Source organism: Blautia intestinalis (genome assembly GCF_014297355.1).
GTDB classification, from domain to species: domain Bacteria; phylum Bacillota; class Clostridia; order Lachnospirales; family Lachnospiraceae; genus Blautia_A; species Blautia_A intestinalis.
The window spans coordinates 179,032-205,007 of record NZ_JACOQE010000002.1; the positions used below are offsets into that span (position 1 = coordinate 179,032).

The 25,976-nt window shown below is 43.4% G+C and carries 28 protein-coding genes; 1 reads left to right on the plus strand and 27 read right to left on the minus strand.

From position 1 onward, the window contains the following. Nucleotides 1-152: 152 nt before the first annotated feature. The 19 genes from H8Z79_RS04925 to H8Z79_RS05015 all read right to left on the minus strand — a co-directional run bounded on the left by H8Z79_RS04925 (nt 153) and on the right by H8Z79_RS05015 (nt 18,090). A complete protein-coding gene (locus tag H8Z79_RS04925; RefSeq protein ID WP_243023223.1) occupies nt 153-1,367 on the minus strand; it encodes a ribonuclease E/G in 1,215 nt (404 codons plus the stop codon). Beyond that, nucleotides 1,351-2,058: a TIGR03936 family radical SAM-associated protein gene (locus H8Z79_RS04930; RefSeq protein ID WP_118039722.1), complete on the minus strand. Its 708-nt coding sequence runs from the start codon at nt 2,056-2,058 to the stop codon at nt 1,351-1,353. The genes H8Z79_RS04925 and H8Z79_RS04930 overlap by 17 nt, the downstream gene beginning before the upstream one ends. Next, nucleotides 2,042-3,913 (minus strand): TIGR03960 family B12-binding radical SAM protein, encoded by a 1,872-nt coding sequence (locus tag H8Z79_RS04935; RefSeq protein ID WP_118039721.1) that lies wholly within the window; start codon nt 3,911-3,913, stop codon nt 2,042-2,044. Before H8Z79_RS04935 ends, H8Z79_RS04930 begins: the two co-directional genes overlap by 17 nt. Nucleotides 3,914-4,098: 185 nt before the next feature. After that, a complete protein-coding gene (locus tag H8Z79_RS04940; RefSeq protein ID WP_182001867.1) occupies nt 4,099-4,248 on the minus strand; it encodes a hypothetical protein in 150 nt (49 codons plus the stop codon). 40 nt (nt 4,249-4,288) lie between these two features. After that, a complete protein-coding gene (locus tag H8Z79_RS04945; RefSeq protein ID WP_015542708.1) occupies nt 4,289-4,675 on the minus strand; it encodes a PH domain-containing protein in 387 nt (128 codons plus the stop codon). A 70-nt stretch (nt 4,676-4,745) separates the two neighbouring features. Then, nucleotides 4,746-5,075: a DUF1294 domain-containing protein gene (locus H8Z79_RS04950; RefSeq protein WP_015542707.1), complete on the minus strand. Its 330-nt coding sequence runs from the start codon at nt 5,073-5,075 to the stop codon at nt 4,746-4,748. Between the two features lie 10 nt (nt 5,076-5,085). After that, entirely contained in the window at nt 5,086-6,369 is a 1,284-nt protein-coding gene (hisIE, locus tag H8Z79_RS04955) for a bifunctional phosphoribosyl-AMP cyclohydrolase/phosphoribosyl-ATP diphosphatase HisIE (RefSeq protein WP_118039720.1), read from the minus strand. Between the two features lie 15 nt (nt 6,370-6,384). Next, a complete protein-coding gene (gene hisB / locus H8Z79_RS04960; protein ID WP_118039719.1) occupies nt 6,385-6,975 on the minus strand; it encodes an imidazoleglycerol-phosphate dehydratase HisB in 591 nt (196 codons plus the stop codon). An 11-nt stretch (nt 6,976-6,986) separates the two neighbouring features. Further along, nucleotides 6,987-8,288, minus strand: a complete 1,302-nt coding sequence (hisD, locus tag H8Z79_RS04965) for a histidinol dehydrogenase (RefSeq protein ID WP_118039718.1) — start codon at nt 8,286-8,288, stop codon at nt 6,987-6,989. 20 nt (nt 8,289-8,308) lie between these two features. Continuing rightward, entirely contained in the window at nt 8,309-8,950 is a 642-nt protein-coding gene (hisG, locus tag H8Z79_RS04970) for an ATP phosphoribosyltransferase (protein ID WP_015542703.1), read from the minus strand. A gap of 1 nt (nt 8,951) precedes the next feature. Beyond that, nucleotides 8,952-10,070 carry an ATP phosphoribosyltransferase regulatory subunit gene (gene hisZ / locus H8Z79_RS04975; protein WP_118039717.1) on the minus strand — a complete coding sequence of 373 codons (1,119 nt, stop codon included), beginning with the start codon at nt 10,068-10,070 and terminating at the stop codon, nt 8,952-8,954. 93 nt (nt 10,071-10,163) lie between these two features. Further along, nucleotides 10,164-10,697, minus strand: a complete 534-nt coding sequence (locus H8Z79_RS04980) for a Holliday junction resolvase RecU (protein WP_015542701.1) — start codon at nt 10,695-10,697, stop codon at nt 10,164-10,166. A gap of 11 nt (nt 10,698-10,708) precedes the next feature. Next, the gene (lepB, locus tag H8Z79_RS04985; protein WP_015542700.1) at nt 10,709-11,266 is read right to left on the minus strand and encodes a signal peptidase I; all 558 of its coding nucleotides are present in this window, start codon (nt 11,264-11,266) and stop codon (nt 10,709-10,711) included. Next, a complete protein-coding gene (locus tag H8Z79_RS04990; protein ID WP_118039716.1) occupies nt 11,250-12,242 on the minus strand; it encodes an RluA family pseudouridine synthase in 993 nt (330 codons plus the stop codon). Before H8Z79_RS04990 ends, lepB begins: the two co-directional genes overlap by 17 nt. A gap of 9 nt (nt 12,243-12,251) precedes the next feature. Next, complete coding sequence (locus H8Z79_RS04995; protein ID WP_015542698.1) at nt 12,252-12,875, minus strand: hypothetical protein; 624 nt, start codon at nt 12,873-12,875, stop codon at nt 12,252-12,254. 15 nt (nt 12,876-12,890) lie between these two features. Further along, entirely contained in the window at nt 12,891-14,801 is a 1,911-nt protein-coding gene (locus tag H8Z79_RS05000; protein ID WP_118039715.1) for a YgiQ family radical SAM protein, read from the minus strand. A gap of 9 nt (nt 14,802-14,810) precedes the next feature. Next, nucleotides 14,811-15,617 carry a GTP pyrophosphokinase gene (locus H8Z79_RS05005; RefSeq protein ID WP_118039714.1) on the minus strand — a complete coding sequence of 269 codons (807 nt, stop codon included), beginning with the start codon at nt 15,615-15,617 and terminating at the stop codon, nt 14,811-14,813. A 99-nt stretch (nt 15,618-15,716) separates the two neighbouring features. Continuing rightward, complete coding sequence (locus H8Z79_RS05010; protein ID WP_118039713.1) at nt 15,717-16,532, minus strand: M23 family metallopeptidase; 816 nt, start codon at nt 16,530-16,532, stop codon at nt 15,717-15,719. Between the two features lie 106 nt (nt 16,533-16,638). Further along, nucleotides 16,639-18,090, minus strand: coding sequence for an aminoacyl-histidine dipeptidase (locus H8Z79_RS05015; protein WP_118039712.1), 1,452 nt, complete (start codon nt 18,088-18,090; stop codon nt 16,639-16,641). Between the two features lie 111 nt (nt 18,091-18,201). Between H8Z79_RS05015 and H8Z79_RS05020 the strand changes: the two genes are divergently transcribed. After that, the gene (locus H8Z79_RS05020; protein WP_147348995.1) at nt 18,202-19,137 is read left to right on the plus strand and encodes a hypothetical protein; all 936 of its coding nucleotides are present in this window, start codon (nt 18,202-18,204) and stop codon (nt 19,135-19,137) included. On the opposite strand, the gene H8Z79_RS05025 is transcribed toward H8Z79_RS05020, so the two are convergent. The 8 genes from H8Z79_RS05025 to H8Z79_RS05060 all read right to left on the minus strand — a co-directional run bounded on the left by H8Z79_RS05025 (nt 19,114) and on the right by H8Z79_RS05060 (nt 25,954). Next, a complete protein-coding gene (locus H8Z79_RS05025) occupies nt 19,114-19,746 on the minus strand; it encodes a hypothetical protein (RefSeq protein WP_015542693.1) in 633 nt (210 codons plus the stop codon). The two genes, H8Z79_RS05020 and H8Z79_RS05025, sit on opposite strands and share 24 nt — an antisense overlap. A gap of 19 nt (nt 19,747-19,765) precedes the next feature. Beyond that, nucleotides 19,766-20,260, minus strand: coding sequence for a pantetheine-phosphate adenylyltransferase (gene coaD / locus H8Z79_RS05030; protein ID WP_015542692.1), 495 nt, complete (start codon nt 20,258-20,260; stop codon nt 19,766-19,768). An 8-nt stretch (nt 20,261-20,268) separates the two neighbouring features. Beyond that, complete coding sequence (gene rsmD, locus H8Z79_RS05035; RefSeq protein ID WP_118039710.1) at nt 20,269-20,823, minus strand: 16S rRNA (guanine(966)-N(2))-methyltransferase RsmD; 555 nt, start codon at nt 20,821-20,823, stop codon at nt 20,269-20,271. Then, nucleotides 20,820-21,215: a methylglyoxal synthase gene (locus H8Z79_RS05040; RefSeq protein WP_022215179.1), complete on the minus strand. Its 396-nt coding sequence runs from the start codon at nt 21,213-21,215 to the stop codon at nt 20,820-20,822. The genes rsmD and H8Z79_RS05040 overlap by 4 nt, the downstream gene beginning before the upstream one ends. Nucleotides 21,216-21,427: 212 nt before the next feature. Then, nucleotides 21,428-21,655 carry an alpha/beta-type small acid-soluble spore protein gene (locus tag H8Z79_RS05045; RefSeq protein WP_072521173.1) on the minus strand — a complete coding sequence of 76 codons (228 nt, stop codon included), beginning with the start codon at nt 21,653-21,655 and terminating at the stop codon, nt 21,428-21,430. Nucleotides 21,656-21,825: 170 nt separating this feature from the next. Beyond that, nucleotides 21,826-22,209 carry a DUF6465 family protein gene (locus H8Z79_RS05050; RefSeq protein WP_015542688.1) on the minus strand — a complete coding sequence of 128 codons (384 nt, stop codon included), beginning with the start codon at nt 22,207-22,209 and terminating at the stop codon, nt 21,826-21,828. A gap of 30 nt (nt 22,210-22,239) precedes the next feature. Further along, nucleotides 22,240-24,285 (minus strand): ATP-dependent DNA helicase RecG, encoded by a 2,046-nt coding sequence (recG, locus tag H8Z79_RS05055; protein ID WP_015542687.1) that lies wholly within the window; start codon nt 24,283-24,285, stop codon nt 22,240-22,242. A gap of 4 nt (nt 24,286-24,289) precedes the next feature. Further along, nucleotides 24,290-25,954 (minus strand): DAK2 domain-containing protein, encoded by a 1,665-nt coding sequence (locus tag H8Z79_RS05060; protein ID WP_118039708.1) that lies wholly within the window; start codon nt 25,952-25,954, stop codon nt 24,290-24,292. Nucleotides 25,955-25,976: the final 22 nt, after the last annotated feature.

A 25,976-nucleotide genomic window follows, 5' to 3' on the forward strand; every position in this document is an offset into this window, starting at 1 on the left:
TGGAAAAGGTATGCGAGGGGGAGGATCTCAGAGTTGCGAACGGCCGAATCTCCCCCTCGCGCTCCCCCTTTTTGACCACCGCTGAAAAGCGAATGGCGGGTATGGAGAAGAGAATTAAATAAAAAGTAATTATGAAGAAAGTGTCAATTACTTTAAAGGCTGTGGATGTCTTCGATTACGGGGCGGCGGACTTTCTGGCGGGTCATCTCGAGAATATGAAGTGGGGTTATATCAACTGCTGTGCATTTGACGGGGTCCTTACGCAGATGTTTTTGTAAAACATGGAAAAGTTCGTCCTGGTGGTCGGTATTCTGCATGTTGATAAAATCAATCAGGATGATGCCGGAAAGGTTCCGAAGGCGAAGTTGTCTGGCAATTTCTGCTGCTGCCTCGAGGTTGATTTTGCGGTAGGTCTCTTCTGCTTTTTTCTTACCGGTGTATTTGCCACTGTTGACATCAATGGATACAAATGCTTCTGTCTGCTGGATCACGAGAAAACCTCCACTCTTCAGCCATATTTTTTCATGGCAGATTTCATCGATGGCGCTTTCCAGACTATGCAGCTTATATAATGGAAGGAGTTTGTCCTGATACAAATTAAGTATTGCCAGTTTTTCAGGCTGAAATTCATTCAGATAATCAGAAATTTTTGTGTGCATTTCCGAAATATCTGTAACAATCTCATCCAGATCTCTGCCGTAAATGTCGCGCACAGCAGAAAGATAAAAAGGCTCGGACTCATACAGAAGGCTGAAACAGGTGCGGTTTCTTCCATATACGGCAACCTTTTCGTACTGTTTCTTAAGCATATCCAGTTCATGAAAAAATTCTTCTTTGGAAGCATCGGCGGCATTTGTGCGGGCGATAAGTCCATATCCACGGTCAGGAATATTTCTTTCCTCATCCAGCCATTTACTCAATTTACTGCTTTCCTCTTTGGAAAGTTTGTTGGAAATTCCGATTTTGCGATTGCCTGTGGTAAGAACCAGAAATTTGCCGGAAAAATTCAGATTGGCGGTAAGCGCCGGGAGTTTGCCCTTCATGGCATCCCGGTTTATCTGTATCAGAATCTGGTCACCGGGACGAAGCGGCTGTCCTTCCCTGTGACCGTCTGCGAATATGGCATGTTCACATTGGTTCAGTGGCAGATAACCATTGACAGAATCATTCAGGCGGACAAATGCTGCCTGAATGTTGGTTGCAATTTTTTCTACCTGTCCTACGTAAATATTATTTAAGATATTTTTCTTTCCGGAAGGTTCCAGACGAAGTTCAATGACTTTCTGATCTTTTACAACTGCGCAGACAGTACACAGAACTTCGCGAAGATACATTTCTGTAATTACAAGCTTATTCAACTTTCTCACCTAATGCTTCCATAGAAACAAGTTTCAGATGTTCCTCATCGCCTTTGTTTGCATAGATCTCGCGGCGTTCGATCATATACGCGAACGGAAGCGGCTCATCTCCCATCCATCGAAGGAATGTATCCATGACAAGTTCCGGTTTGGTGTAGTTGGAACTTGCGGAAGCGAGCTGCATGAAAATGCCTTCGCCATCGAGACGCATCTCATAAATATATGGACGGATATCTATGGTCTTTTCGCTGCGCTTTGTTTTCTTGGTCACGATAATCTCTTTCTGGGCAAGAAATCCGTCCAGTTTCTCTCTCCAGGATGTAGCAGGTTCTTTTCCCTCACGGAACTGTACAAAATAGTCTGCTGCTGCTACCAGAGCCATGGCTGTGCTTGCTTTGCCGTCTTCTACCTGACGGGCGGAACATACGGAAACACCGTCTGCCATGACAGCATTCAGTCGTTCCTCGATTTCCTTTGTCGGAACAGTGTCTGTCAGTTCCATATCAAAATATTCTCCGAGACTGGTCGTACCAACACCGAGTGGCGCTGCAAAGGACATGATCATATGTGGGCTGTAGCCGCCGGAAAAAGCAACCGGAAGCTCTGCTCTGCGGATTGCTTTCTGGAAATAGCGCATGGTGTCCAGATGGCCGACAAATTTCATATGTCCGGTTTTGGCAAATTTAATTCTTACTTTCACAGCACACACCTCCTTTGTATTTGAGAACACCACAGCCGGAGCATTTCTGGCGGCAGTTTGGTGTTACAGTTTCTGCTTTGGCCTGCTCCCATTCACGGATCAGGAATTTCTTGGTCACACCTGCATCAATGAAGTCCCATGGAAGAATTTCATCTGTACTGCGTTCACGCAGTGTATAAAATTCAATGTCAATACCTGTCTCTTTGAAAGCTTCTTTCCAGATATCATAGTGGAAACTTTCGGACCAGGCATCATAAAGCGCGCCTTTTTCGTATGCTTTGAGAATAACTTTGGAGCAGCGTCTGTCACCTCTTGCGAGAAAACCTTCAAGTACAGTAACGTCCGGCTCGTGCCAGTTGTAGCGGATGCTTCTCTGATTTAACTGAGAGCGGATTTCATTTTTGACAATTTTTGCCTTTTCGATAAAGTCTTCTTCACGGAACATAGGAGCCCACTGGAATGGAGTGAAAGGCTTCGGTACAAAGAATGAGGTACTGACATTGATCTGAACCTTTCCTTTGCGCTGTTCCTTCGGAACGGTTTCATAGTAAGTTTCTGCAATCTTCTGAGCAAGATGTGCAATACCCTTCATATCGTCTTCTGTCTCAGTTGGAAGACCGAGCATGAAATAAAGTTTTACCTGATTCCATCCGCCTTTGAAGGCTTCTCCGGCACCGTGAAGGATGTCTTCTTCCGTAAGTCCTTTGTTGATAACGTTACGAAGTCTCTGGGAACCTGCTTCCGGTGCAAAAGTCAGACTGCTTTTTTTGACATCCTGTACCTTACTCATGACATCCAGTGCAAATGCATCAATTCGGAGTGACGGCAGGGAAATATTGACTGCCTCATCACGGAATTCATCAATCAGAAAATTTACGATTTCTTTCAGGTGACTGTAATCACTGGAACTTAAAGAACTTAGGGAAATTTCCTCGTGTCCTGTTTTCTGAAGCATGGTTCTTGCAGCTTTTTTCAGTTTTTCCACGTCGCGTTCTCTTGTTGGACGATAGATCATACCTGCCTGACAGAAACGGCATCCACGGATACATCCTCTCTGGATCTCCAGAGTGACACGGTCCTGTGTTGCTTTGATATGAGGAACGACCGGAGCCTCCAGATTGTTATAATCCTTATCCATGTCAATGATCAGCTGCTTTTCAATTTTTTCCGGAACACCTTCGCATGTCGGATGGAAAGATTCGATCGTACCGTCTTCTTTATAGGTAACTTCATAAAGAGAAGGTACATAGATTCCCGGAATCTGTGCGGCTTTCAAAAGAAAATCCGATCTGCTGCCGCCGGCTTTTTTGTTTGCTTTATATACATCAAAAAGTGCGTCATAAACAGTTTCACCTTCACCAATATAAAAGAGGTCAAAAAATTCTGCCAGAGGTTCCGGATTGTATGCGCAGGCACCACCGCCGATCACGATAGGATCATTTTCTTCGCGGTCGGCTGACAAAAGTGCGATTCCGCTGAGATCCAGAAGCTGAAGGACATTTGTATAACACATCTCATATCCGAGAGTAATGCCGAGAAAATCAAAATCTTTTACCGGGTCCTGAGATTCCAGAGTGAACAGAGGAATATGTTCTTCTCTCATGATTTTGTCAAGATCTGTCCACGGAGAAAAAAGACGCTCACACCATACGTCGTCTCTCTTATTAAACATATCATATAAGATCATCATACCGAGGTTTGACATACCGATCTCGTAGACATCCGGGAATGCCATCGCAAACCGGATGTCCACGTCATCTTTGTTTTTCATAACTGCATTGACTTCCCCGCCGATGTAACGCGCGGCCTTGTCAATCTGCAGGAGTATTTCATCGCGTAATGCTAGTTTTCTCATAGTTTTCCTTTCAAAGGTTCATATATAACAGGTTACATGAAGAGATATCTGCCACTGTTCACAGGTAGTATTCCGAGACATAATGATATTTCTTCACAGTATTCCTATTATATATGGTTTGCATGGGGAATTCAAGCAATAATTCGGCATGACAGATTTTTTGATTTTTCGGTGAGAAAGGAGAATCAACGTTCCAGTATTCCTGCATCTCTTAGGTTGGCAAGCAGTGCATTAAAATCTTTTACAATGTCTTCCAGACTGTTGGCATCCCTCACTGCAACTGCCGGTTTTCGAAAATATTTCTCGGCGGATAAAAAGCAATCAATTGTAAGCAAAAAGGACAGGTCTGTAGCAGACCTGCCCATTAGAGAGATTTTATCTGCAGCTGTCGGTCTCTGCCATTTGGCTCATGGCTGGATTGCCGTCCAGATGCTGCATGTTTAATGTTTTTCTTTTCATCCGCTCTTCCTCAGACTGTTTCAGGATAAAGTCCTTGATTTCTTTGGAATGTTTGATATGACACAGTTTGAGATCCGGATCTGTAACATCTCCTGTAAAGCAATGAATGGTTCCGAGTCCCAGCATACGCTCCAGCAGAGTACTCTCCAGACGTACATCAATCACTTTATACAGGTAACAGTCATTCTCCTCTTTTCTTAATAATCCGTTGTTTATTGTTATGATCTCATCTGTCACGGTATAAGAGGTAAAAGTCCATGGTAATCCCAGAAACATGGAACGTTTTTTTTCTGTATAAGTCATTATTAATCCTCCCTCGTTGTTTTTGCTTTATTTTATCACATAAAGGAACAATTTGCCAGATGCAATAAGATCAGATCTGCCATCTGGTATTTGCTGCAAAAAACAATATAATTATCTGTACAAAAAGGATGAGGGGGATACCCAATGTAAAATTAAGCTTTCGTGTCTTGTGGCGAAACAGATACATTGCCGACAGTCCGCCGATGGAGCCGCCGATCAGAGAAAGTCTGAAAAGTGTGGCAACCCGTATCCTTGAACGATGATGTATCGCATTAAACTTATCAATTCCAAACACAGCGAACGTGACAAGATTTATGATGATCAGATAAATATACACTCCCCTGTGTCGGATAAAAAAATCCTGAAAATTGGCGAGCATATGATAGTCGAAATTGTTCATTGGCAATTACCTACCTTCTGGCAAGTTCGGTGGTGATCTCTTCCCAGGTGACTCCCTTTTCGACCATAAGAACCATGACATGGTACAGAAAATCAGAAATCTCGTATTTGATTTCTTCTTTGTCAGGGTTCTTGGCGGCAATGATGATCTCTGCGCACTCTTCTCCTACTTTCTTGAGGATTTTATCGATGCCTTTCTCAAAGAGATAGTTGGTATAGGAACCTTCCTTTGGATGCAGTTTGCGGTCGGCAATGACATCATACACATCCTGAAATATATGAAGTGGATTGGTGTCGTTGTATTCCTTTTGAACCAGAGGCTTAAAGAAACAGCTTCTGCTTCCGGTATGGCAGGCCGCTCCGATCTGATCTACTTTTGCAAGGATCGTGTCGTTGTCACAGTCGAGGGCAAGTGATTTGACATACTGGAAATGACCGGAGGTAAGTCCCTTGAGCCAGAGTTCCTGACGACTGCGGCTCCAGTAAGTCATTTTTCCTGTTTTGAGTGTATTATTGAAAGCTTCTTCATTCATATATGCGACCATAAGTACCTGATCCGTTTTATAATCCTGAACGACTACCGGAATCAGGCCGTCGCTGTTCAGTTTAAAATCAGCCCATGCAATGGCACTCTCAAAGGTAACAACAGGAATTCCGTCAGCTTTACAATCTGCCTTGAAAGCCTGAAGAGAAATATCAAGAGAGCTGATATAAGCACCGCTTAAAGCATACACAGAATCCTTCTGAAGCAGAGATTTAAGTGCGGCAGTCTTACTTACTTCGGTATGAAGGATGATTTTGATAGCGGAACATGCATGAATTTCATCCTGGATGGTATCAAGTGCGAGGACTTCATCTGCAAATGACTCGATCAATGTCTGGTTTGCGGTGAATTCTTCCGTAGAAGAAATACAGACTGCCATTTTTTCTTTGCCGAAACGTTTGGATACTTCTTCAAGAAGGGAAATATTATTTGCTTTTGAAAAATTCAGGACAACTTTTGTACAGCCGGCATAAAGAAGTTTTTTGACATCTTCCATGCGGTTGATATTTCCTGCTGCCATAACAGGAATTTCGGCAGCAGAACAGATGCTCTTAATGTTGGAGATGGCCTGCTCATGCTCTGCGTCCCCGGAAGAGATATCAAAAACCAGAAGTTCATCGGCACCATTGTCTCTGTAAAAACGGACAAGATTTTCTATATTTCCGTCACCGAACAGGTTTCTTTGACCGAAACCTGTGACTGCTTTTCCGGACTGCAGATACAGACAGGGAATCAATAATTTATCTGCCATGGCTGAATTTCCTCCTTATGCAAGACTTCCTTTGGTAGAGAGTACATCTGTGATACGCGGATCATAAGAAACAGCCTGATCCAGAGCTTTTGCAAAGCTTTTGAACATTGCTTCTGCGACATGGTGACTGTTGCCGCCGGTAAGTACTTTGATATGCAGGTTCATTCCACAGGAATAAGAAATGGCATAGAAAAATTCTTTTACCATTTCAGAGGACATGTCTCCGATTTTTTCAGAGGTAAATTCTGCATCCCATGAAAAATAAGGACGTCCGGATAAATCAATGGCACACAGCACCAGAACTTCGTCCATTGGCAGAATACAGCTTCCATAGCGGCGGATACCTTTTTTGTCACCAATGGCTTCTTTGATCGCATTGCCGAGAACAATACCGGTATCTTCAATCGTGTGGTGATCGTCTACTTCGAGGTCACCGTGTACCCGTACAGCCAGGTCAAAAAGTCCGTGACGTGTAAAACCGTCCAGCATATGATCAAAAAAGCCGACACCGGTCTCGATATCTGAATAACCGGTTCCGTCGAGATTCAGTTTTAATTTGATTTCAGTTTCTTTGGTGTTTCGTTCTACAGAAGCTTCTCTTGCCATGGTTTTTCCTCCTACTGTTCTTCGTCTTCGAATCGTACCGCAATGGAATTTGCGTGTGCGGTCAGCTGTTCGGATGTAGCAAACTGCTCGATATCCGTGTGAATCTTACGCAGTGCTTCTCTTGAATAATATACGATGCTTGATTTTTTGACAAAATCGTCTACGGAAAGTGCGGAGAAAAATTTAGCTGTTCCGTTTGTAGGAAGAACGTGGTTTGGTCCTGCAAAATAATCACCGAGAGGTTCAGAACTGTTTTCTCCGATAAAGATAGCACCTGCATTACGTACTTTCATCATGACTTCGAACGGATTGGCAGTTACGATTTCCATATGTTCGGAAGCAATGGCGTTTGCAGCTTCAATTGCTTCGTCCATATCTTCAGCAATCAGAATGTAGCCAAAATTGTCAAGGGATTTCCGGATGATTTCTTTACGGGAAAGAATTTTGACAAAACCATCCACTTCTTCGCTGACTTTTGCAGCCAATTCTTTACTTGTGGTGATCAGAATTGCGGAAGCAAGTTCGTCGTGTTCTGCCTGAGAAAGGAGGTCTGCGGCTACATATCTCGGATTTGCTGTTTCATCGGCAAGCACAAGAATTTCACTTGGTCCTGCGATAGAATCGATGCTGACATATCCATATACGGCTTTCTTTGCGAGAGCAACAAAAATGTTTCCAGGTCCTACGATCTTATCAACTTTCGGGATACTTTCTGTACCGTAAGCAAGAGCTCCGATCGCCTGCGCACCGCCGACTTTGTAAATTTCGTCAGCACCGGCTTCTTTTGCGGCGACAAGTGTGGAAGGGTTTACTTTACCGTCTTTTCCCGGAGGCGTGGTCATAACGATCTGATCAACACCTGCAACTTTGGCAGGTACGATGTTCATAAGAACGGAGGAAGGATATACTGCCTTGCCACCCGGTACATATACACCGACTCTTTCAAGGGCAGTTACTTTCTGACCGAGCATGGTTCCGTTTGTTTCGCTGGTGAACCAGCTGTTCTGTCTCTGCTTTTCATGATAGCTTCTGATGTTGACCAGTGCTTTGCGGATGACATCGATCAGTGCCGGATCCACAGCTTCATAAGCTTCTTTGATCTCTTCTTCGGTGACTTTGATCGTATCTGCGGTAATTTCGGTTTTGTCGAATTCTTTCGTATAGGCAAAAAGGGCGGAATCGCCTTCGGTTTTTACTTTGTGGAGAATCTCGTCAACGGCAGATTCGAATTTGCCGTAGTTATTCGGACTTCGTTTCAGGAGATTTTCCAGAATATCTTTTGTGCTTTCTTTTGTGAGTGCTACTGTACGCATTGTGCTCATCCCTTCTGTTTTTACTTATCAATTACATTTCGAAGATCACGGATCAGATTGCGGATTCGTTCATCTTCCATTTTCATGCTGACCTGATTGACGACCATTCTTGCGGAAAGCGGGCAGACTTCCTCGAGAACATTCAATCCGTTTTCGCGGAGTGTGCTTCCTGTTTCTACAATATCAACGATCACTTCGGACAGTCCGACGATCGGAGCAAGTTCGATGGAGCCATTGAGTTTGATGATTTCTACAGTCTGATGTTTCTTATTATAAAAATAATCTTTTGCAATATTCGGATATTTTGTTGCTACGCGGATCAGCTGATTATTCTGCAGAAGTTCACGGGCGCTTTCCGGTCCGCAGACGCACATACGGCATTTTCCGAAACCGAGATCCATAACTTCATACATTTTGCGTCCTTCTTCAAGGATGATGTCTTTGCCGGTAACGCCGATATCAGCGGCACCGTACTCAACATAGGTAGGTACGTCAGGACCTTTTGCAAGGAAAAACCGTAATTTCAGTTCCTCATTGACAAAAATAAGTTTGCGCGTATCTTTATCACGCATCTCCTCACAGGTGATACCGATTTTTTCAAACATATCCAGAGTTTTCTGGGCAAGTCGTCCTTTTGTAAGTGCAACAGTAAGATATCTCATATCAGCAGTCCTCCTTTTCACGGCGCAGGGCAACGGATGTCCCCTTGCTTCTGAGTTCCTGAGCTTTCAGGATGGCTTCACGGCGGTTGGCTTCCGTATAAGTCAGGATAACCGGTGCTTTCTTTTCCGGAAGGCTGATCTTCTGTCTGGCTAATGCCATGAGCAGATTATCTACGGCGAGACCGAAACCGATAGAGGCGGCAGGTTTTCCGAAGTGTTTCAGAAGCTCGTTGTAACGACCGCCCTTTACGACCGGTTCACCGGTTCCGTAGGTGTATGCCTGAAAAATGATTCCGGTATAATACTGCAGTTTGCTGAGCATACCAAAATCAAAACTGATATATTTTTCGTATCCGTAGAATTTCAGAATCTCATAGATTTCTTCCAGACGTTCGACTGCCTTGGTCGCGCAGGTATTGTCTGTCAGGCTGCGCGCTTTTGTGAGGACTTCTGCGGAACCAAAGAGATGCGGCAGCTCCAGAAATGCTTTTTCAAGGTTTTCGGGAATGTTCTGGCTGTGTACAAGATCTTCTACTCCAAAGTAATTCTTCTGGGAAATCAGAGAACGGAGATTTTCTTCTGCTTCGGTATCCAGTCCGGCATCCTGTAAAAGGGACTTAAAATAATCCACTTGTCCGACACTGACCTGAAACTCTTTCAGGCCGGATTTAAGAAGACATTCTACAGTCATGGCAAGAAGTTCTGCATCTGCTTCGGCAGAATCATCACCGATACGTTCGACACCCATCTGTGTCGTTTCTTTCAGACGTCCCTGATAACTGGAATTATTAATGAAAGTATTTCCGGTATAGGAAAGTGTGACAACTTCCTGATCCGGATTAAAGTAAGTGGCACAGGCTCTTGAAACAGATGGGGTAAAGTCCGGACGTAATACCAGAGTGTTTCCCTCACGGTCAAAAAATTTATAAAGATCTTTGGATGGAATCGTTCCAACCTCTCTGCTGAAAACTTCAAAATATTCAAAAGAAGGAGTTTCAATCTCCTCATATCCATAGGAGTCAAATACTTTGCGGATTTCTGTCTGAAGATGATGCTTCTGACTGCACTCTCCGTTATAAATATCGCGTACACCTTCCGGCGTGTGAAAAATTCGCTGCATAATCGTTTCCTCCTCATTGTAGGTAGAATACTTTAACGTGCTACCATGCTACTATATAAAACAAAGAAATTATAATAGGAAAAACCCAAATTGTCAATCCCGCAATTTCAAATCTGTCTGGATTCCGTCAAGATACGGGATCAGAAATCCGTTTTTTTTCTGGAGATAATAAATATTATTTAATTCTTCGCGTCGAAAACTTTTGCGCCCGCCCTCTTTCATGCGGTTCCAGAAAATCATCAGATCACGTAATGGCAGGTAATAAAATAAATCAGCATGACTGAAAAAGATAAGAAAAAAAGCAATGCCCCCCTGCTGTTCGAATGCATTCATAAACTCGACCTGATGCGGGTGGATATTGCTTAATGGAAACGTATCAACACTGCATTCTTTGGCATCGAAGCAGACAGGAATCCCCTGTACGGCGCCGATATAATCTACGGTACTTCTCTGTTCGAAATAAGCAAGTGTGATATGCCGGTTTTCTTTGTCCATACGGACCGGAGTGATCGGTGTGGGAATCTTCTGGATCAGGGCAAGCTTTTTCTCGGCGTATTGTTCGTTTGTGCGATTGATGAGATCCTCCAGGGTAGATCCCCGGAGACCCCTGCTGTTCCATGTTGCCATAAATATTCCTCTTATTTCAGAAGTTTAATAGATGGATAATAGCGAACGATCGCTTTGCCTACGATCTCATCAAAGGAAACAAAGGTGTTCTGCCAGAATCGGGAATCTCTGGAATATTCACGGTTATCTCCAAGCATAAAGTAACTGTTTTCCGGTACGGTATACGGGCCATAATTTCCGGTCGGCACTTCCGGTACAAAGCTGTCATCCAATGGCTCATCAGAACCGTTTATGTAGACTTTTCCGTCACGGATCTCAACAGTTTCACCGGGAAGTCCGATCAGACGTTTGATGAATAACTGACTTTCATCATCCGGGAATTTGAAGATAATGATATCAAAACGTTCCGGATCTTTTGTTTTGTGTGAGATGTGTTTGCCGAAGAAGTCAAAGTTAAGACCGTATGCCATGCGGAATCCAAAGATACGGTCGCCGGTCATGATCGTGTTTTCCATGGATTCAGAAGGAATTTTTGCATTGATAAGAACTACGTTATTTACTACAAGAACAACGACAACGACAATAATGATCATTTTTACATAATCCCAGATTTCATTCCAGATTTTCATAATAACTCTCCTCTAAGTGTTCTTCTTTTAATATGGTTAAAAACTGCTTTGGCAAAGGTGCAAGGAAACATTTGCCGGACAATGTGGCGAGTTTTCCGGTAAGCTCCGGGAAAGTCAGCCGGTATGCATGAAGCAGCTGATGGTTCAGATGATATTTTTCATGGAAATAACGGTTAAATTCTTTTTGACCGTATTTCATATCGCCGGCAAGGGGATGCCCCTCGGAGGCAAGATGGGCGCGAATCTGATGTGTCCGTCCAGTGATCAGACGCACACGCAGAAACGTCATATGACTGGTATGTCCCAGCGGTTCATAGTGTGTTTCTATGGGCTGGGCATCTTTTATTTTTATTTTTGATATGGTTACTTTATTAAGCTTTGTGTCTTTGTAAAGATATCCGCGGATTTGTTCTTTTTCGGTCAGGATACCTTTGACAATGCAGAGATAATCCTTATGGATCGTGCGGTCGTGAAACAGGGAGGACAATTCCTGAAGTCCGGCGAGGGACTTTCCTGCTGCGACGATACCGCTTGTATTTTTGTCCAGACGGTTGCATACAGACGGATGAAAAGTACGCAGTCCTTCTTCTGTAATGGAACCATTATTTAAAAGGTATCCGATCAGATATTCTACGAGTGATGGTTCTTTTGTATCATCAGGCTGAGAAAGCATGCCGACAGGTTTGTTGATTAAAAGAATATCACTGTCTTCATAAAGAATATCAAGGTCTGTAACGGCTCTTGCGGTCTGCTCCTGCTGGCTGAATTTTGCAAATGTGTCGTCGCTTAAGAAAAGCTTTATCTGATCGCCGTTTTTAAGTTTTTCATTCCCGCTTGCCTTTTTGCCGTTTAAAGTGATGTTTTTCTTGCGGAGCATCTTATAAAAGAAACTTTTGGGCGCATTCCCGAGCAGTTTGGCAAGATATTTATCAAAGCGCTGCCCCGCTTCATTATCTGTAATCTGAAATTCTTTCATATGGCTCCTTTACAGGCAGATTGCAAGAATTGTGTGTTTGATCAGTTCATCTCTGGAAAGATCCGGATACTTCTCATCCGGACGGAATTTGATGCCCTCTTCCAGTGATTCCCTATGCTCATTCATGGAATCCAGACGCTCCAGAAACTGCTCCAGTCTTGTAAATATTTTTACATTGACCTTGAAACCGTTTCCGCGGAGAATTTTCTGAGCTTCTTTTTCCATATAAGAAACGTTGATTTTCGGATCACTGCTGTAACCGACTACAACATTTCCGCAGATTGCAAAAGCATCAATGGAAGCACTTTTTTCATAAAAGGTCATGTACATTTCATATGACATGGTAAGTTTTCCGGTATGCTGGCGGATCTGTTTATAAACAGAAGCATCCATTGGTCTGGCGCGATAGACCATGATCAGGCTGACCAGTGATTTACATGCGGGCAGACAGCCTACAACGGCTACGACAGTCCAGATCGTCAGTCTTGTATGAAAATATAATAATGCGGTGAAAAAAATCAACAGCGGTACGGCAAACAAGATGGCTGTGATCAGAATACGCCTTTTTTTTTCTGAGGAAAGGTATCCGAAATCGCCTTTGCTGCTGTTGGAAAATATATTTATTTTACTCATGAAACGCTCCTTTAGTTATTTTCGGGTCTTTTTCTTATGGGTGTTGCGGATCGTTCGACCGGTTCTTTTTCCGGATGATGCTTTATGACCAGAGGAAGTACGTTCTGTACGCTGGTTGTTGTCTTTGCCATCTCGCTCCGGACGAATCAGGCATTTCGGTCCAAAGCCAACCAGATCCATGCGTCCCGCTTTTTTTAGTCCTTCAAGAACCAGTTTGCGGTTGGAAGGATTTTTGTACTGCATCAGGGCGCGCTGAATTGCTTTTTCGTGTGGATCACGTGGTACATAAACCGGTGTTCCGTCTCTCGGATCAATGCCGGTATAATACATACAGGTAGACAGCGTAGATGGTGTCGGATAGAAATCCTGTACCTGTTCCGGTGTGAAACCGAGATCACGTACATATTCAGCAAGTTTTACCGCGTCTTTGAGTGTACATCCCGGATGGGATGACATAAAATAAGGTACCGCGTACTGCTTTTTGCCGGTAGCCTGATTTTCTTTGTCATAAGCCTTAAGGAAAGCCTCATAGACCTGATGGTTTGGTTTTCCCATATAATGAAGTACCTGATTGGAAACATGTTCCGGTGCTACACGGAGCTGTCCACTGATATGGTGCTTCACAAGTTCTTTCAAAAAAACAGGATTTTTGTCTGCAACTACATAATCAAAACGGACACCTGAACGGATAAATATTTTTTTGACCCCCGGAATTTCCCGCAGTTTCCGAAGCAGAGAAACGTAATCTGAATGATCCACTCTGAGATTTTTGCAGGGTTCAGGAAACAGACACTGCCTGTTCTGGCAGACACCCTTTGTCAGCTGTTTCTGACACGAAGGCTGACGGAAATCTGCGGTAGGTCCGCCGACATCATGAATATAACCTTTGAAATCCGGATTCTGTGTCATTTTTCGGGCTTCTTTGAGTATAGATTCATGACTCCTGGTCTGTAAGATCCTTCCCTGATGAAAGGTCAGTGCACAGAAATTGCAGCCACCGAAGCAGCCACGGTTGCTCGTGAGGCTGAATTTGATTTCTTCCAGAGCAGGAATGCCGCCCATGGAATCATAGACCGGATGCCATGTCTCACGATACGGAAGATCATAGACATCGTCCATCTCCTGTTGTGTCAGAGGAAGCGCCGGCGGATTCTGTATGACATATCCTCTGTTGCCGTAATCTTCTGCAAGTGGATGTGCAGTAAACGGATCTGTATTGCGATACTGTATATTGAAACTTTCGGCATATGTTTTTTTGTCTGCAGCGACGGCTTCAAAAGACGGAAGTACAATCGGATCATAAACACGGGAAAGTTCTTTGCTTTTGAAGACGGTTCCCGGAATGTAGGTGATTTCTTCGACCGGAATTCCGCTCTGAAGAGCTTCTGCAATCTGAATGATGGAATGCTCTCCCATTCCATATGAAATCAGATCGGCACCGGAATCCATAAGGACGCTGCGGCGCACACGGTTACTCCAGTAGTCATAATGTGCCAGACGACGAAGACTTGCCTCGATGCCGCCGAGAATGATCGGTGTATGTTTGTAGGTCTGACGGATCAGATTGCTGTAAACAACCGTTGGCATATCCGGTCGGAGCCCCATCTGTCCACCCGGTGAATATGCATCTTTCTGACGGTGTTTGCGTGATACGGTATAATGGTTTACCATCGAATCCATATTTCCGGCTGTAACAAGAAATCCGAGACGTGGCTCACCAAATACCTGAATACTTTCTTTTTTGCGCCAGTCAGGCTGTGCAATGATTCCGACCCGATATCCTCTGCTCTCCAGCAGCCGGCTGATAATCGCGGAACCAAAAGAAGGATGGTCGATGTAGGCATCACCGGTAACGTAGACAAAGTCTACACAATCCCATCCTCTTTTTTTCATATCTTTTTTATTTATTGGTAAAAAATCCTGCATGCGTTACTCCTAAAATGATACGGACTGTGCACGATAGCCCTCGGCAATAATATCAAGCTGACAGTGAAAACGTGCAAGCTGCTGCAGATCCTTCGTTCGGAAAACACGCAAAAATTCGTCCTGAATTTTTTCGACTTCCCGTTTGTTGGAAATCTTGTAAAGATTTTCGATGCTGAGAAGAATATCTTTGACAAGATTGGACTGCATTTGAGAAGAATTTTGCGCATCCATGATTTCGTTGCGGACAGAGGACATTTCATGATCCAGTGCAATGATAGCGTCGGCTGCATTGCTGAGTCGCTCTGCTACATGCAAAGGCATTTCACCTTTGTATTTGTATTGCAGGGAATGTTCAATCGTTGCCCAGAAATTCATTGCCATGGTACGGATCTGGATTTCTGCTTGCAGTTTCTTCGGACCGCTGATCGTATCTACAGTATAATAAATGATCAGATGATAACTTCGGTATCCGCTTTGTTTGATGTGTTTGAGGTAATTTTTTTCACTTTTTATCACCATATCGCTGCGGCCTCGGATAATCGCGGCAACAGTATCGATATCTTCTTCAAACTGACATATGATACGGATTCCGGCAATGTCTTCTATTTCTTCTTCCATTTTATCCATCGGGATATGCTTGCGCTGCATTTTTTCCAGAATGCTTGGAAGGCTTTTTACACGGCCGCTGACCTGCTCTATCGGAGAATACAGGTCATTTTGCTTATGTTCATCTATAATATGTTCAAATTTTACCATCAGTTCTCTGACAGCAAGCTCATATGGACATAAAATACTTCTCCATAACTGTATTTCCATATAAATCGCTCCTTGACGAGTTGTTGCATTGAAGAAATGTTCCATAGTACCGGAAGACAAAACTTCTCGTACATTATAACACAGATTGCAGAAATTATGTTAGGAATATGTGTACTTTCTTATGTTTTTTCGAAGAATGTACAAGATATGGTAGGGATTCACACTCATCTCGCTGGTGTACGGAGTAGAAATATAAATTCCGAGATGAAGATGAACCGGAAATTTTCCGGCAGTGCCCTCCTCTCCGTAGCCGGTATTTCCCATAAATCCAAGAATATCTCCCGCAGAAACCGTATCACCGACTGTAAGTTCCGGTTCATAAGAGGCAAGATGTGCATAATAAAAATATGCACCGGATTCAGAACGGATTCCGATTCGATAGCCGCCAAGAGGAAGCCAGCCTTTTTGTTCGACAATGCCGTCAGTGATACTGATAATCGGGTAATAGTCTGAAATATTGTGCGAGGCAAAGATGTCAGTGCCTTCGTGACGGCGTTTTCCGCCATAGCTGCGCGGTGTCATCCAGCTGTTTTCAAAGAAGACCGCCGGGTCTGCAACAGGAAAATATTCCAGATCTGTCCAGATCATTTCATAACATTTTTTCAGAAGCAGAAATTCTTCTCTTTTGTATTTCAGATAAGGCGTCGTGTTTGTGGAGACAGTTTCGGGATGAAAATGTCCGTCAAGCATGGTTGCAGTAAGGAATTTTGCGAATGACTGTCCGGAATCGGAAAGCTCGGATAACTTTTCATATAATGAAGGAGAAAGGAACTGTTCGCGAAAGAATTCCGAATTACAGGAGACAGAAGTAAGATCTGAAACATGGCTCCGGTCCTGAATCAGCCAGATCATGCTGCAGCAGTTCAGAATCAGAACAAGCAGTATGATAAAGAAAAATAGGCGATTGGATTTCATACAGAAGAAAGCCTTTCTGTAAAGATTTCTTCACAGTATATGCAGAAAAATCCCGCCAGAGTGCGGGATCTTCTGTATATAAATATCGGTTATAAATATTTCAGAATCAGTCTTTTAACTGTTCCAGAACTTTGACAAGATAATTCCATACACGTTCCGTGGATGCGATATCAAGCACTTCTTCAGAAGTATGGATGTCTTTCATGTCTGGTCCGAGAGATACACAGTCAAGACCTTCAATCTTTTTGTAGAAAAGACCGCATTCGAGACCGGCATGGATGGCTACGACTTCCGGTTTTTGTCCGTACATTTCCTCGTAAACAGATACCATTTTGTCACGGAGCGGGGAATCTTTGCGGTATTCCCATGCTGGGTAAGCACCCTGAATTTCATATTCTCCGCCAAGGAATTCGGTCAGATACTGAATCTTATCAGAAAGAGCATCTCTGGCAGCTTCTACGGAACTTCTGACACTGGATCTGGCGAAGAATTCATCGTCGGACAGCTTGACGATACCGATGTTTGTAGATGTTTCCACTAAACCTTCAATGTTGCCGCTCATTTTCTGTATGCCAAACGGAATCTGTACAAGGTAGAATAATACTTTTTCACGGCTGGTCGGATGAAGTACATCAGTTTCTGCATGTCCTTCTTCTGTAATCAGGACAGAGATGTTGCCGTCAGTACCTGCGTATTCTTCACGTACCCCTTTTTCTGCTTTGGCGGCACAGGCTTTTACTGCTTCGACATCTTCTCCGGCAACAAGAATTTCACATATGGCTTCTCTTGTGATGGCATTGTCTTTCTGACCACCTTCATAAGAAATAATTTCGTAATCTGCTTCCTGTTTGAGGGCATAGAGAAATCTTCCCATAATAGCGTTGGCATTTGCACGTTTTTTATCAATTTCAGAACCGGAATGTCCGCCCATAAGACCGCCGACTTTAACTTCGAGCTTTTCGCCTTCTGCTGCGACACGCTGAACCGGAATATGGCTGACTGCGGAAAGACCACCGGCACAGCTGATCCAGAGACTTCCCTCTGCTTCGGAATCCATGTTGATCATACGTTTGCCGCTGAGTACGCTGCAATCAAGCCCGAAAGCTCCGAGAAGACCGATCTCTTCATCTACAGTAACCAGAACTTCCAGTGCCGGGTGAGGGATGTCTGTGCTGTCAAGAAGTGCAAGGGAGTAAGCAACTGCAATGCCATCATCACCACCGAGTGTGGTGCCGTTTGCAGATACATATCCGTCTTTGATAGAAAGGTTCAGACCGTCTTTGGTAAAGTCATGCTCTACATCAGGCCTTTTTTCGCAGACCATATCCATATGTCCCTGAAGAATGACGGTCGGAGCATTTTCGTATCCGGCGGTTGCAGGTTTGTAGATAACGACGTTGTTCAGCTCATCCTGAACATATTTGAAACCATGCTCTTTTGCAAAATCTACAAGATAATCACTGATCTGTCTGGTGTTTCTGGAACCATGCGGGATCTTGCAGATTTCCTCAAAATAATAAAAGACTTTTTTGGGTTCGCAATTTTCTAATACTCTCATATTGATTTCCTCCATGAAATAAATGATGACAATCATTGTTTGTTATATTTTATCGACATATCTGTCTGATATGTGGCATAAAGTAAAGCAAAACATATAAAAAATATGAATATGAAAAAACTTTTTTTTACAATATTCTGCGTCATGCAGATTGGTTTTATACTTGTGTATCCGGCGGAAGCACTTAAAGCGGCCAGAGAAGGCTTGAATCTGTGGCTGAATGTCATGATTCCGACACTCCTGCCTTTTCTTATCCTTACCGGAATACTGGTGCAGACAGGCCTGATCAGCCGGTTACTGGCATCGTTCAAAAAGCCATGGAAAATTATTTTTGGCTGCTCTCCTGCCGGTGCATACGCAGTTCTGGTCGGAATGCTGTGCGGTTATCCTATGGGGGCAAAAACAGCATCGGATCTTTATGAAAATGGACAGATCACAAAAAAGGAAGCGGAATATCTGCTAACCTTTGTGAATCAGCCAAGTCCTGTATTTGTCCGTACATATCTGTGTCAGATCTGTTTGAATGACAGAGTTCCATTTTCAAAAATGATGTTGATTCTTTTTGCGTCTGAATGGATGACGGCACAATTTTTTCGTTTTATAATTTTTCGAAAGAAAAAATATTTCGGCGAAGAAACAGTTACGAAAAAAGAGACACCCGCCACAAGCTCATCAGAAGCTTTTTTGGATGTCTCCATTATGAATGGGTTTGAAACAATTACCCGGCTGGGTGGATACATTCTTATGTTTGCCATTTTGTCTGCCTGCATCAGTCGCTGTTATATACCACATAATGTTCCGGGATATCTGTTGACAGGAATGCTGGAGCTGACTACCGGGCTCTATCGCCTGCAGCCACTTATACTGCCGGACATAACAAAAAGTATACTGGCTGTTTTTCTTACTGCATCCGGCGGATTCTGTATAGCAGCCCAGACCAGAAGTCTTGTGACAAAAGAACTATCTGCACGGTCTTATATCGTGGCAAAACTTCTGAACGGAGTAATTGCTGTGATTTTAATATTACTCGTCGCCAAGATCATCTAAAAGACTGTCTTCTTCCGGTGCATTGTTGGTATCTTCGTGATAAGATCCAGTCATAGCTGCAGCCTGTGCAGTCTGTGGAGCCAGTTCCTGACGATTGTGGTTTACAACATCAAGGCAGCTCTGAAGGGAATCAATGAATCCTTTGTATTTACCGCCTGCATCTTCCAGTGTCTGAGCCAGTACGGAACCGATGTTTGCCATCATATCATCTGTATAAGTGATTGCGCTTAAACGGATGCTGTTTGCATCCTGAGTTGCGGAATCAAGAATTTCCTGCGCCTGTTTGTTGGCTGCATTGATGGTATCATTTGCCTGTGCGTATGCTTTCTGCATGATCTCATGCTGTGTAACAAGCTCCTGAGCCTTTGCCTGTGCGTCGGCAATAATACCGTCTGCTTTGGACTGTGCATCTTCCAGAATGGCATCCTTATTGCTGATAATCTTCTGATAACGTTTGATCTCGTCCGGTGTTTTCAGGCGGAGTTCTCTTAAAAGTTCTTCGATTTCTTCTTTGTTTACAATGATTTTAGTTGCGGATAAAGGCTGGAATTTACAGCTCTCTATAAATTCATCAATTTCATCAATAATCTGTTCGATTCTGCTGCTCATAGTATATTCTCCATTCTCTTTAATTTTTCTTGTTTACCTGCTGAAGTTTCATGCGTAATGTCTTAATGATCTCCGGCGGCGCAAAGTTGGACAAATCTCCTCCGAAGCGGGCGACCTCCTTCATGATGGTGGAACTGACATAAGCATATTCCAGACTGGTGGTGAGGAATATAGTATCTACATCAGGAGCAAGAACTCGATTTGTCTGTGCCATCTGAAGTTCATATTCGAAGTCCGTGACAGCACGTAAACCACGCACGATTACCTGTGCGTGATTCTCTCTTGCGAAATTAACAGAAAGACCGTCAAATGGTTTAATGATTACATTTGGTATGTCTTTTGTCGCCTTTTCCAATATATTAACACGTTCTTCCACAGAAAACAACGGACTTTTTGAAGAATTATGCAAAACTCCGACTACTACTCTGTCGAAAGAGACGCTTGCACGCCGGATGACATCCAGATGACCATAGGTCGCCGGATCAAAACTTCCGGGGTATACTGCTGTTACCATGTGTGATCTCACTTTCTTTTATATAAAAATACATGTTTGTTTGTTTTGTATTCTTTAGACCGTGCCAGTTCATATCCGAGATCAGTCACATAGGAAAAATCCGTATGCAAATCAGCCTCTGTGATGATAAGTGTGTGATCATCAGCAAGTGAGCTGTCGGACAGGTATTCAAGTACCTGACGTTCCAGATTGTGATTGTATGGCGGATCCATAAAAATACAGTCAAAGGCTTCTTCGCCCTCGAGGGAGCGGAGTGCCTGTATAACATCCATGTTCAAAAGTTTACCATGTTCGGCAAGCTTTGTAAATGAAAGATTGTCACGTATACAGCTGCAGGCCTTTGGATTTTTTTCTGCAAATACAGCATATGCAGCACCACGGCTTAACGCTTCAATGCCGATTCCTCCGCTTCCGCTGAAAAGATCAAGAAAGCGGCAGTCCGGCATTTCAGGCTGCAGAATATTGAACAGAGTTTCCTTTATACGGTCAGTTGTCGGTCGTGTTTCCATGCCAGGTACGGTCTTGAGATTGAGTCGTCTGGCTGTTCCTGCTATTACTCTCATTTTAAATTAAGTCTCCAATCCAGATCGCCACGGGCAAGTCCGAGAATCAGTAGTTCAGCGGTTGCGATATTGGTAGCAACCGGGATATTATACTGGTCACAGCGCATGACTATGGCATGAATATCAGGTTCTTTCGGATCCATCATAACAGGATTATAAAAAAGAATGACCATGTCCAGATCCTGACGCTCTACCATTTCCATAAATTGTTTGTCTCCGCCAATGCTTCCTGCAAGAAACTTATGCACATGAAGGTTTGTGGCTTCTTCAATTCGACGACCGGTAGTTCCTGTGGCATAAACCTCATGCTTGGCGAGTATATTCTTGTATGCGATACAGAAATCTTCGATAAGTACTTTTTTACTGTTGTGTGCAATGATTCCTAAATTCATTGTTCATCTCTCCATTTTCACCAATACATTACTGGTTTTTTAGTTAAAATATAGCTATTCTCATATATTATAACAAGTCAACAAAAAATTGGCAATTATTTCTTGAAAATTTATACAAAAAAACAGTACAGTCCGTGATCTGATTACAGATTTCAGGGCTGCACTGTCTGTATCCTGAATAATTCAGGAATTTTGTTTATTACTCAGAATGATCAGTACTGTTCGTTCTGGGAACTTCCGGACATCTGGCGTTCCTGCTGTTCGATCATTTTTTTGACCATATAGCCGCCGACACTTCCGTTCTGTTTGGAAGTCAGGTTTCCGTTATATCCGTCTGTAAGCGGTACTCCCAGTTCGTTTGCAACTTCAAATTTAAAACGATCAAGGGCGCCTTTTGCTTCTGGTACAACTGCTCTGTTAGAAGAAGTGTTTTTTGTCATGATTATTTCCTCCTTGGTTTTCGTTTAATTGGATGTTACAGTGCTAGTATATGAAAGATGCAGAAAAATAAACTGGAACTTACTGGCTGATCTGGAAATAAAAAATTCAGATGACCATAAAGATCATCTGAATCTGAATGAAAAATAATATTGTAATATTGAATGAAAGATTATAAACTGATGAAGCCTGTGATATCGTTGTTGATTACGTAATGTGCACCATTGTCTTCTGGTTTAATATAAATCTTAAGATCTGTAAGATCAGCTTCTTTTTTGCCCATTTCTTCTGTCCAGATTCTTTTGATGCTGTCTACAATATCTTTTTCGGATACTTCTTTACCAAGCCACTGTACATATACTTCGGTATTTAAAGAAACAGCTTTTTTGGAAGCGGTTTTTCTGACAGTAGTCTTTCTGGTAGTTGCTTTTTTAACAGTTCCTTTAACTGCAGCTTTTACAGTAGTTGTCTTTTTTGCAGGAGCCTCTTTTTCGGTAGTTGGTTTTGCAGTGGATGTCTTGAGTTCTGCTTTTTTTGTGGTAGTTCTTGTAGCCATAATAGCCTCCTTACAAGATGATTTGGTTTTTTACGGTACTAGAATACTACGATTTGTTACAATTTGCAACTGTTCTTTCAGAAGCTGATTCTGCGGAAGCGTCAGGTCCGGGTCCAGTGAAAGGATTTCCGAAGCTGCCTCACTGGCGGATTTCAAAATGGAGGAATCGTTATAAATGTCCCCAATGCGAAATTCCATTACACCGCTCTGGCGGATGCCAAACAGATCTCCCGGTCCGCGAAGCTTCAGGTCTTCGCCTGCAATATAAAATCCGTCGTTGGATTTGTTGAGGATTTCCAGTCTCTTTGAGGTAGTGTCTTCTTTGTTTCCCTGTACAAAAATACAATAGGACTGATGCTCTCCACGACCGACACGTCCGCGGAGCTGATGAAGCTGTGCAAGACCGAAACGTTCGGCATTTTCAACCATCATGACCGTGGCATTCGGCACGTTGACACCGACTTCGACAACTGTCGTTGAAACGAGAATCTGTATTTCGTTTGCTGCAAAACGCTCCATGATCTTGTTTTTTTCAGAGGCTTTCATTTTACCGTGAAGATATTCTATCTGAATATCCGATGGAAAGATGGATTTGATCTTTGAAGTATAGTCAAGGACATTTTCTGCGTCGAGGCCCTCGCTTTCTTCTACCATTGGGCAGATGATATATATCTGTCTGCCTTCCCGCACCTGTCTTTGAATAAAGGAATACGCCTTTGGACGGTAAGAAGTATCCACGACACAGTTCTTGATCGGAAGTCTCCTGGCGGGAAGCTCATCAATTACCGAGATATCAAGATCTCCGTACAAAATGATTGCCAGTGTCCGGGGAATCGGTGTTGCACTCATGACAAGGACATTGGGCGGATTTCCGCGTTCGGCAAGAGATTCCCGCTGTTTGACACCGAAGCGGTGCTGTTCGTCAGTGATGACAAGTGAAAGATTTTTGTAGACAACTTTTTCCTGAATCAGTGCGTGTGTGCCAATGATGATCTGTGCTTCACCTGAAGCAATTTTGGCATAAATTTCACGTTTTTCTTTTGCAGTGTTGGAACCTGTAAGCAGCACTGTACAAAAATCAAGTCCCTGTTGTGCTAAAAGTTCCATAAAACTTTTATAGTGCTGTTTGGCAAGGACTTCTGTCGGAACCATCAATGCTGACTGATAACCGTTTTCGCAGGAAAGAATCATGGCAAGAAAAGCAATGATCGTTTTTCCGCTTCCTACATCACCCTGTACCAGACGTGACATAAGTGCCTGACCGGACATATCACGTTCAATCTCATGCCAGGTATTCAGCTGTGCATTTGTCAGAGAATAAGGAAGATTTTCGATGATCTGTTCAGTAACCCAGGTTTTCTGAATCGGAAAATAATTGGGAGTTTCTTCATTTTTTTCTTTCATCATCTGGATGGACAGGATGAACAGCAGAAATTCATCAAAGACAAGACGCTTTCTGGAAACAAGCAGTTCTTCCATACTGAGTGGGAAATGAATAGTGCGCAGTGCATAATTAATGTCTGCAAGCTGGTAACGCTGTCGGATATCTTCCGAAAGAAACTCACTATACATAGGAAGATTTTCAAGAAGCTGCCGGATCGTTTTGGTAATGGTTTTGTTGGAAAGTCCGCTTGTCAGGCCGTAGATTGGCTGCAGGCTGTGCAGGATCTCTTCGTATGCTGCCGGGGTAAAAACTTCCGGATGTTCCATCTGAATCCGGTTTTGTTTTTTGATGACCCGTCCACGTAATACGAAAGTACTGCCTTTTTTGAGAATTGTTCTCAAGTATGGCATGTTGAACCATATGACGGAAAGTTTTCCGCTCTGGTCGGCAACTGTTGCGGTGATGATCTGTTTTCCGCCCGCCGAACGAACATAAACGCCGGAACATACCGCAGCAGAGACGGCTTTCACCGTCCCCTCTTCAAGGTCTGCGATATCTACCGGCGCTTCAAATGCGTCATAATTTCTTGGATAATAGTGAAGGAGATCTTCGGTATCATAGATACCGAGTCTGAAAAAAAGTTTTTCCGTTTTTTCTCCGACACCTTTTAAGGTCTGTAAACTCTGTTTCATTGTCCTACTCTACAGAAATAATGTAATAGTAAATTGGCTGACCACCGTTATTGACTTCAACTTCACAATCCGGATACTTCTCTTCCAGTGTGGAAGCAAGTTCTTCTGCTTTTTCTTCGGAAGCATCTGCACCGTAATAAATACTGATTACCTCAGCATCCTCGGTCATCATGGCATCTACGGTAGCAACTGCAACGTTTTCTTTGCCGTTACCTACAGCAAGGATTCCCTTATCGCCGATTCCCATGATATCACCCTCATGGATCTCTTTGTCGTCAAGTCTTGTATCACGAACTGCATAAGTGATCTGACCGGTCTGCACACGGGAAATTGCATCTGTCATTTCGGCTGTGTTTTCATCATCTGTTTTTTCAGGGACGAAGCTGATCAGAGCAGTTACACCCTGAGGAATCGTCTTGGTCGGGATGACGATAATCTTCTTATCCTCTGTCAGGTCACGTGCCTGATTTGCTGCAAGAATGATGTTTTTGTTGTTTGGTAAAATGTAGATGGTCTTTGCGTTTACTTTATCAATTGCATTCAGCATATCCTCAGTACTCGGATTCATGGTCTGACCGCCTTCAATCAGGTAATCAACACCAAGTTCACGGAAGATATCGGTAAGACCTGCACCTGCGGAAACTGCAATAAATCCGGTTTCTTTCGGTGGCGTTTGCTTCTTCTCTTCTTCGACCTGCTGTCTGGCAAGCTTTTCTGCGTCTTTGATCAGTTTTTCCTGATGTTCTTCACGCATGTTGTCAATCTTCATGCGGGAAAGTGCTCCGTATGTCAGCGCACGTTCAAATGCCTGACCCGGATGATTGGTGTGCACATGTACTTTTACGATTTCGTCATCTGCGACAAGCACGATGGAATCTCCGATGGAAGTAAGGAATTCCTTGAAAGAATGTTCTTCTTCGATCGGCATCGGTTTGTCCAGAAGAATGATAAACTCAGTGCAGTAACCGAACTTGATGTCTGCTTCTGCCTGTGGAGAGATCTTTGTGACTGCGGCTGCACCCGGTTTTTTGAAATCGGAATAATCGACTTCTTTACCGAGAAAGCCATCAATTGCTCCGCGCAGAACTTCCAGAAGACCCTGGCCGCCGGAGTCTACTACACCTGCTTCTTTCAGTACAGGGAGCATTTCCGGTGTACGGGAAAGCGTATATTCTGCGTGATCAAATACTTCATGGAAAAATGGCTCAAGTTCTTCGGCTTCCGGTGCGATCTCGGATGCTTTGAGAGCGGCTTCCTTTGCAACAGTAAGGATCGTTCCTTCTTTAGGTTTCATAACTGCTTTGTATGCAGTCTCAACCGCTTTTTCCATGGCCGCTGCAATGGCAGACGCATCCAGTTCATCGGATTTTCTTACACTTCTTGTGAATCCACGGAGAAGCTGAGAAAGAATAACGCCGGAGTTTCCTCTTGCACCACGCAAGGAGCCGGAAGAAATTGCTTTTGCAAGTGTTTCCATATCCGGATCAGTCAGGGCACTGACTTCAGCGGCTGCTGACATGATCGTCATTGTCATATTTGTACCGGTATCCCCGTCAGGAACAGGGAATACGTTTAATTCATTAATCCATTCTTTTTTTGCTTCCAGATTTTTGGCACCGGCCAGAAACATTCTGGAAAGTACTTTGGCATCTATGGTTTTCATGTTCACCACAAGTTCCTCCTCTGATTTC

Bases quoted from the DNA above. Each gene is read 5' to 3' on its own strand.
- hisIE (WP_118039720.1), bottom strand. From the start codon at position 6,369: ATGGCAGATAAATTATTGATTCCCTGTCTGTATCTGCAGTCCGGAAAA.
- H8Z79_RS04945 (WP_015542708.1), bottom strand. From the start codon at position 4,675: ATGACTTATACAGAAAAAAAACGTTCCATGTTTCTGGGATTACCATGG.
- coaD (WP_015542692.1), bottom strand. From the start codon at position 20,260: ATGGTAACAGCAGTATACCCCGGAAGTTTTGATCCGGCGACCTATGGT.
- H8Z79_RS05000 (WP_118039715.1), bottom strand. From the start codon at position 14,801: ATGCAGGATTTTTTACCAATAAATAAAAAAGATATGAAAAAAAGAGGA.
- H8Z79_RS04950 (WP_015542707.1), bottom strand. From the start codon at position 5,075: ATGAACAATTTCGACTATCATATGCTCGCCAATTTTCAGGATTTTTTT.
- H8Z79_RS05010 (WP_118039713.1), bottom strand. From the start codon at position 16,532: ATGAAATCCAATCGCCTATTTTTCTTTATCATACTGCTTGTTCTGATT.
- hisG (WP_015542703.1), bottom strand. From the start codon at position 8,950: ATGAGATATCTTACTGTTGCACTTACAAAAGGACGACTTGCCCAGAAA.
- H8Z79_RS04935 (WP_118039721.1), bottom strand. From the start codon at position 3,913: ATGAGAAAACTAGCATTACGCGATGAAATACTCCTGCAGATTGACAAG.
- H8Z79_RS05045 (WP_072521173.1), bottom strand. From the start codon at position 21,655: ATGACAAAAAACACTTCTTCTAACAGAGCAGTTGTACCAGAAGCAAAA.
- H8Z79_RS05025 (WP_015542693.1), bottom strand. From the start codon at position 19,746: ATGAGCAGCAGAATCGAACAGATTATTGATGAAATTGATGAATTTATA.
- H8Z79_RS05020 (WP_147348995.1), top strand. From the start codon at position 18,202: ATGAAAAAACTTTTTTTTACAATATTCTGCGTCATGCAGATTGGTTTT.
- lepB (WP_015542700.1), bottom strand. From the start codon at position 11,266: ATGAAAATCTGGAATGAAATCTGGGATTATGTAAAAATGATCATTATT.
- H8Z79_RS05050 (WP_015542688.1), bottom strand. From the start codon at position 22,209: ATGGCTACAAGAACTACCACAAAAAAAGCAGAACTCAAGACATCCACT.
- rsmD (WP_118039710.1), bottom strand. From the start codon at position 20,823: ATGAGAGTAATAGCAGGAACAGCCAGACGACTCAATCTCAAGACCGTA.
- H8Z79_RS05040 (WP_022215179.1), bottom strand. From the start codon at position 21,215: ATGAATTTAGGAATCATTGCACACAACAGTAAAAAAGTACTTATCGAA.
- H8Z79_RS04995 (WP_015542698.1), bottom strand. From the start codon at position 12,875: ATGAGTAAAATAAATATATTTTCCAACAGCAGCAAAGGCGATTTCGGA.
- hisD (WP_118039718.1), bottom strand. From the start codon at position 8,288: ATGCGTACAGTAGCACTCACAAAAGAAAGCACAAAAGATATTCTGGAA.
- H8Z79_RS05015 (WP_118039712.1), bottom strand. From the start codon at position 18,090: ATGAGAGTATTAGAAAATTGCGAACCCAAAAAAGTCTTTTATTATTTT.
- H8Z79_RS05005 (WP_118039714.1), bottom strand. From the start codon at position 15,617: ATGGAAATACAGTTATGGAGAAGTATTTTATGTCCATATGAGCTTGCT.
- hisZ (WP_118039717.1), bottom strand. From the start codon at position 10,070: ATGCAGCGAATTTTTCACACGCCGGAAGGTGTACGCGATATTTATAAC.
- hisB (WP_118039719.1), bottom strand. From the start codon at position 6,975: ATGGCAAGAGAAGCTTCTGTAGAACGAAACACCAAAGAAACTGAAATC.
- recG (WP_015542687.1), bottom strand. From the start codon at position 24,285: ATGAAACAGAGTTTACAGACCTTAAAAGGTGTCGGAGAAAAAACGGAA.
- H8Z79_RS04990 (WP_118039716.1), bottom strand. From the start codon at position 12,242: ATGAAAGAATTTCAGATTACAGATAATGAAGCGGGGCAGCGCTTTGAT.
- H8Z79_RS04980 (WP_015542701.1), bottom strand. From the start codon at position 10,697: ATGGCAACATGGAACAGCAGGGGTCTCCGGGGATCTACCCTGGAGGAT.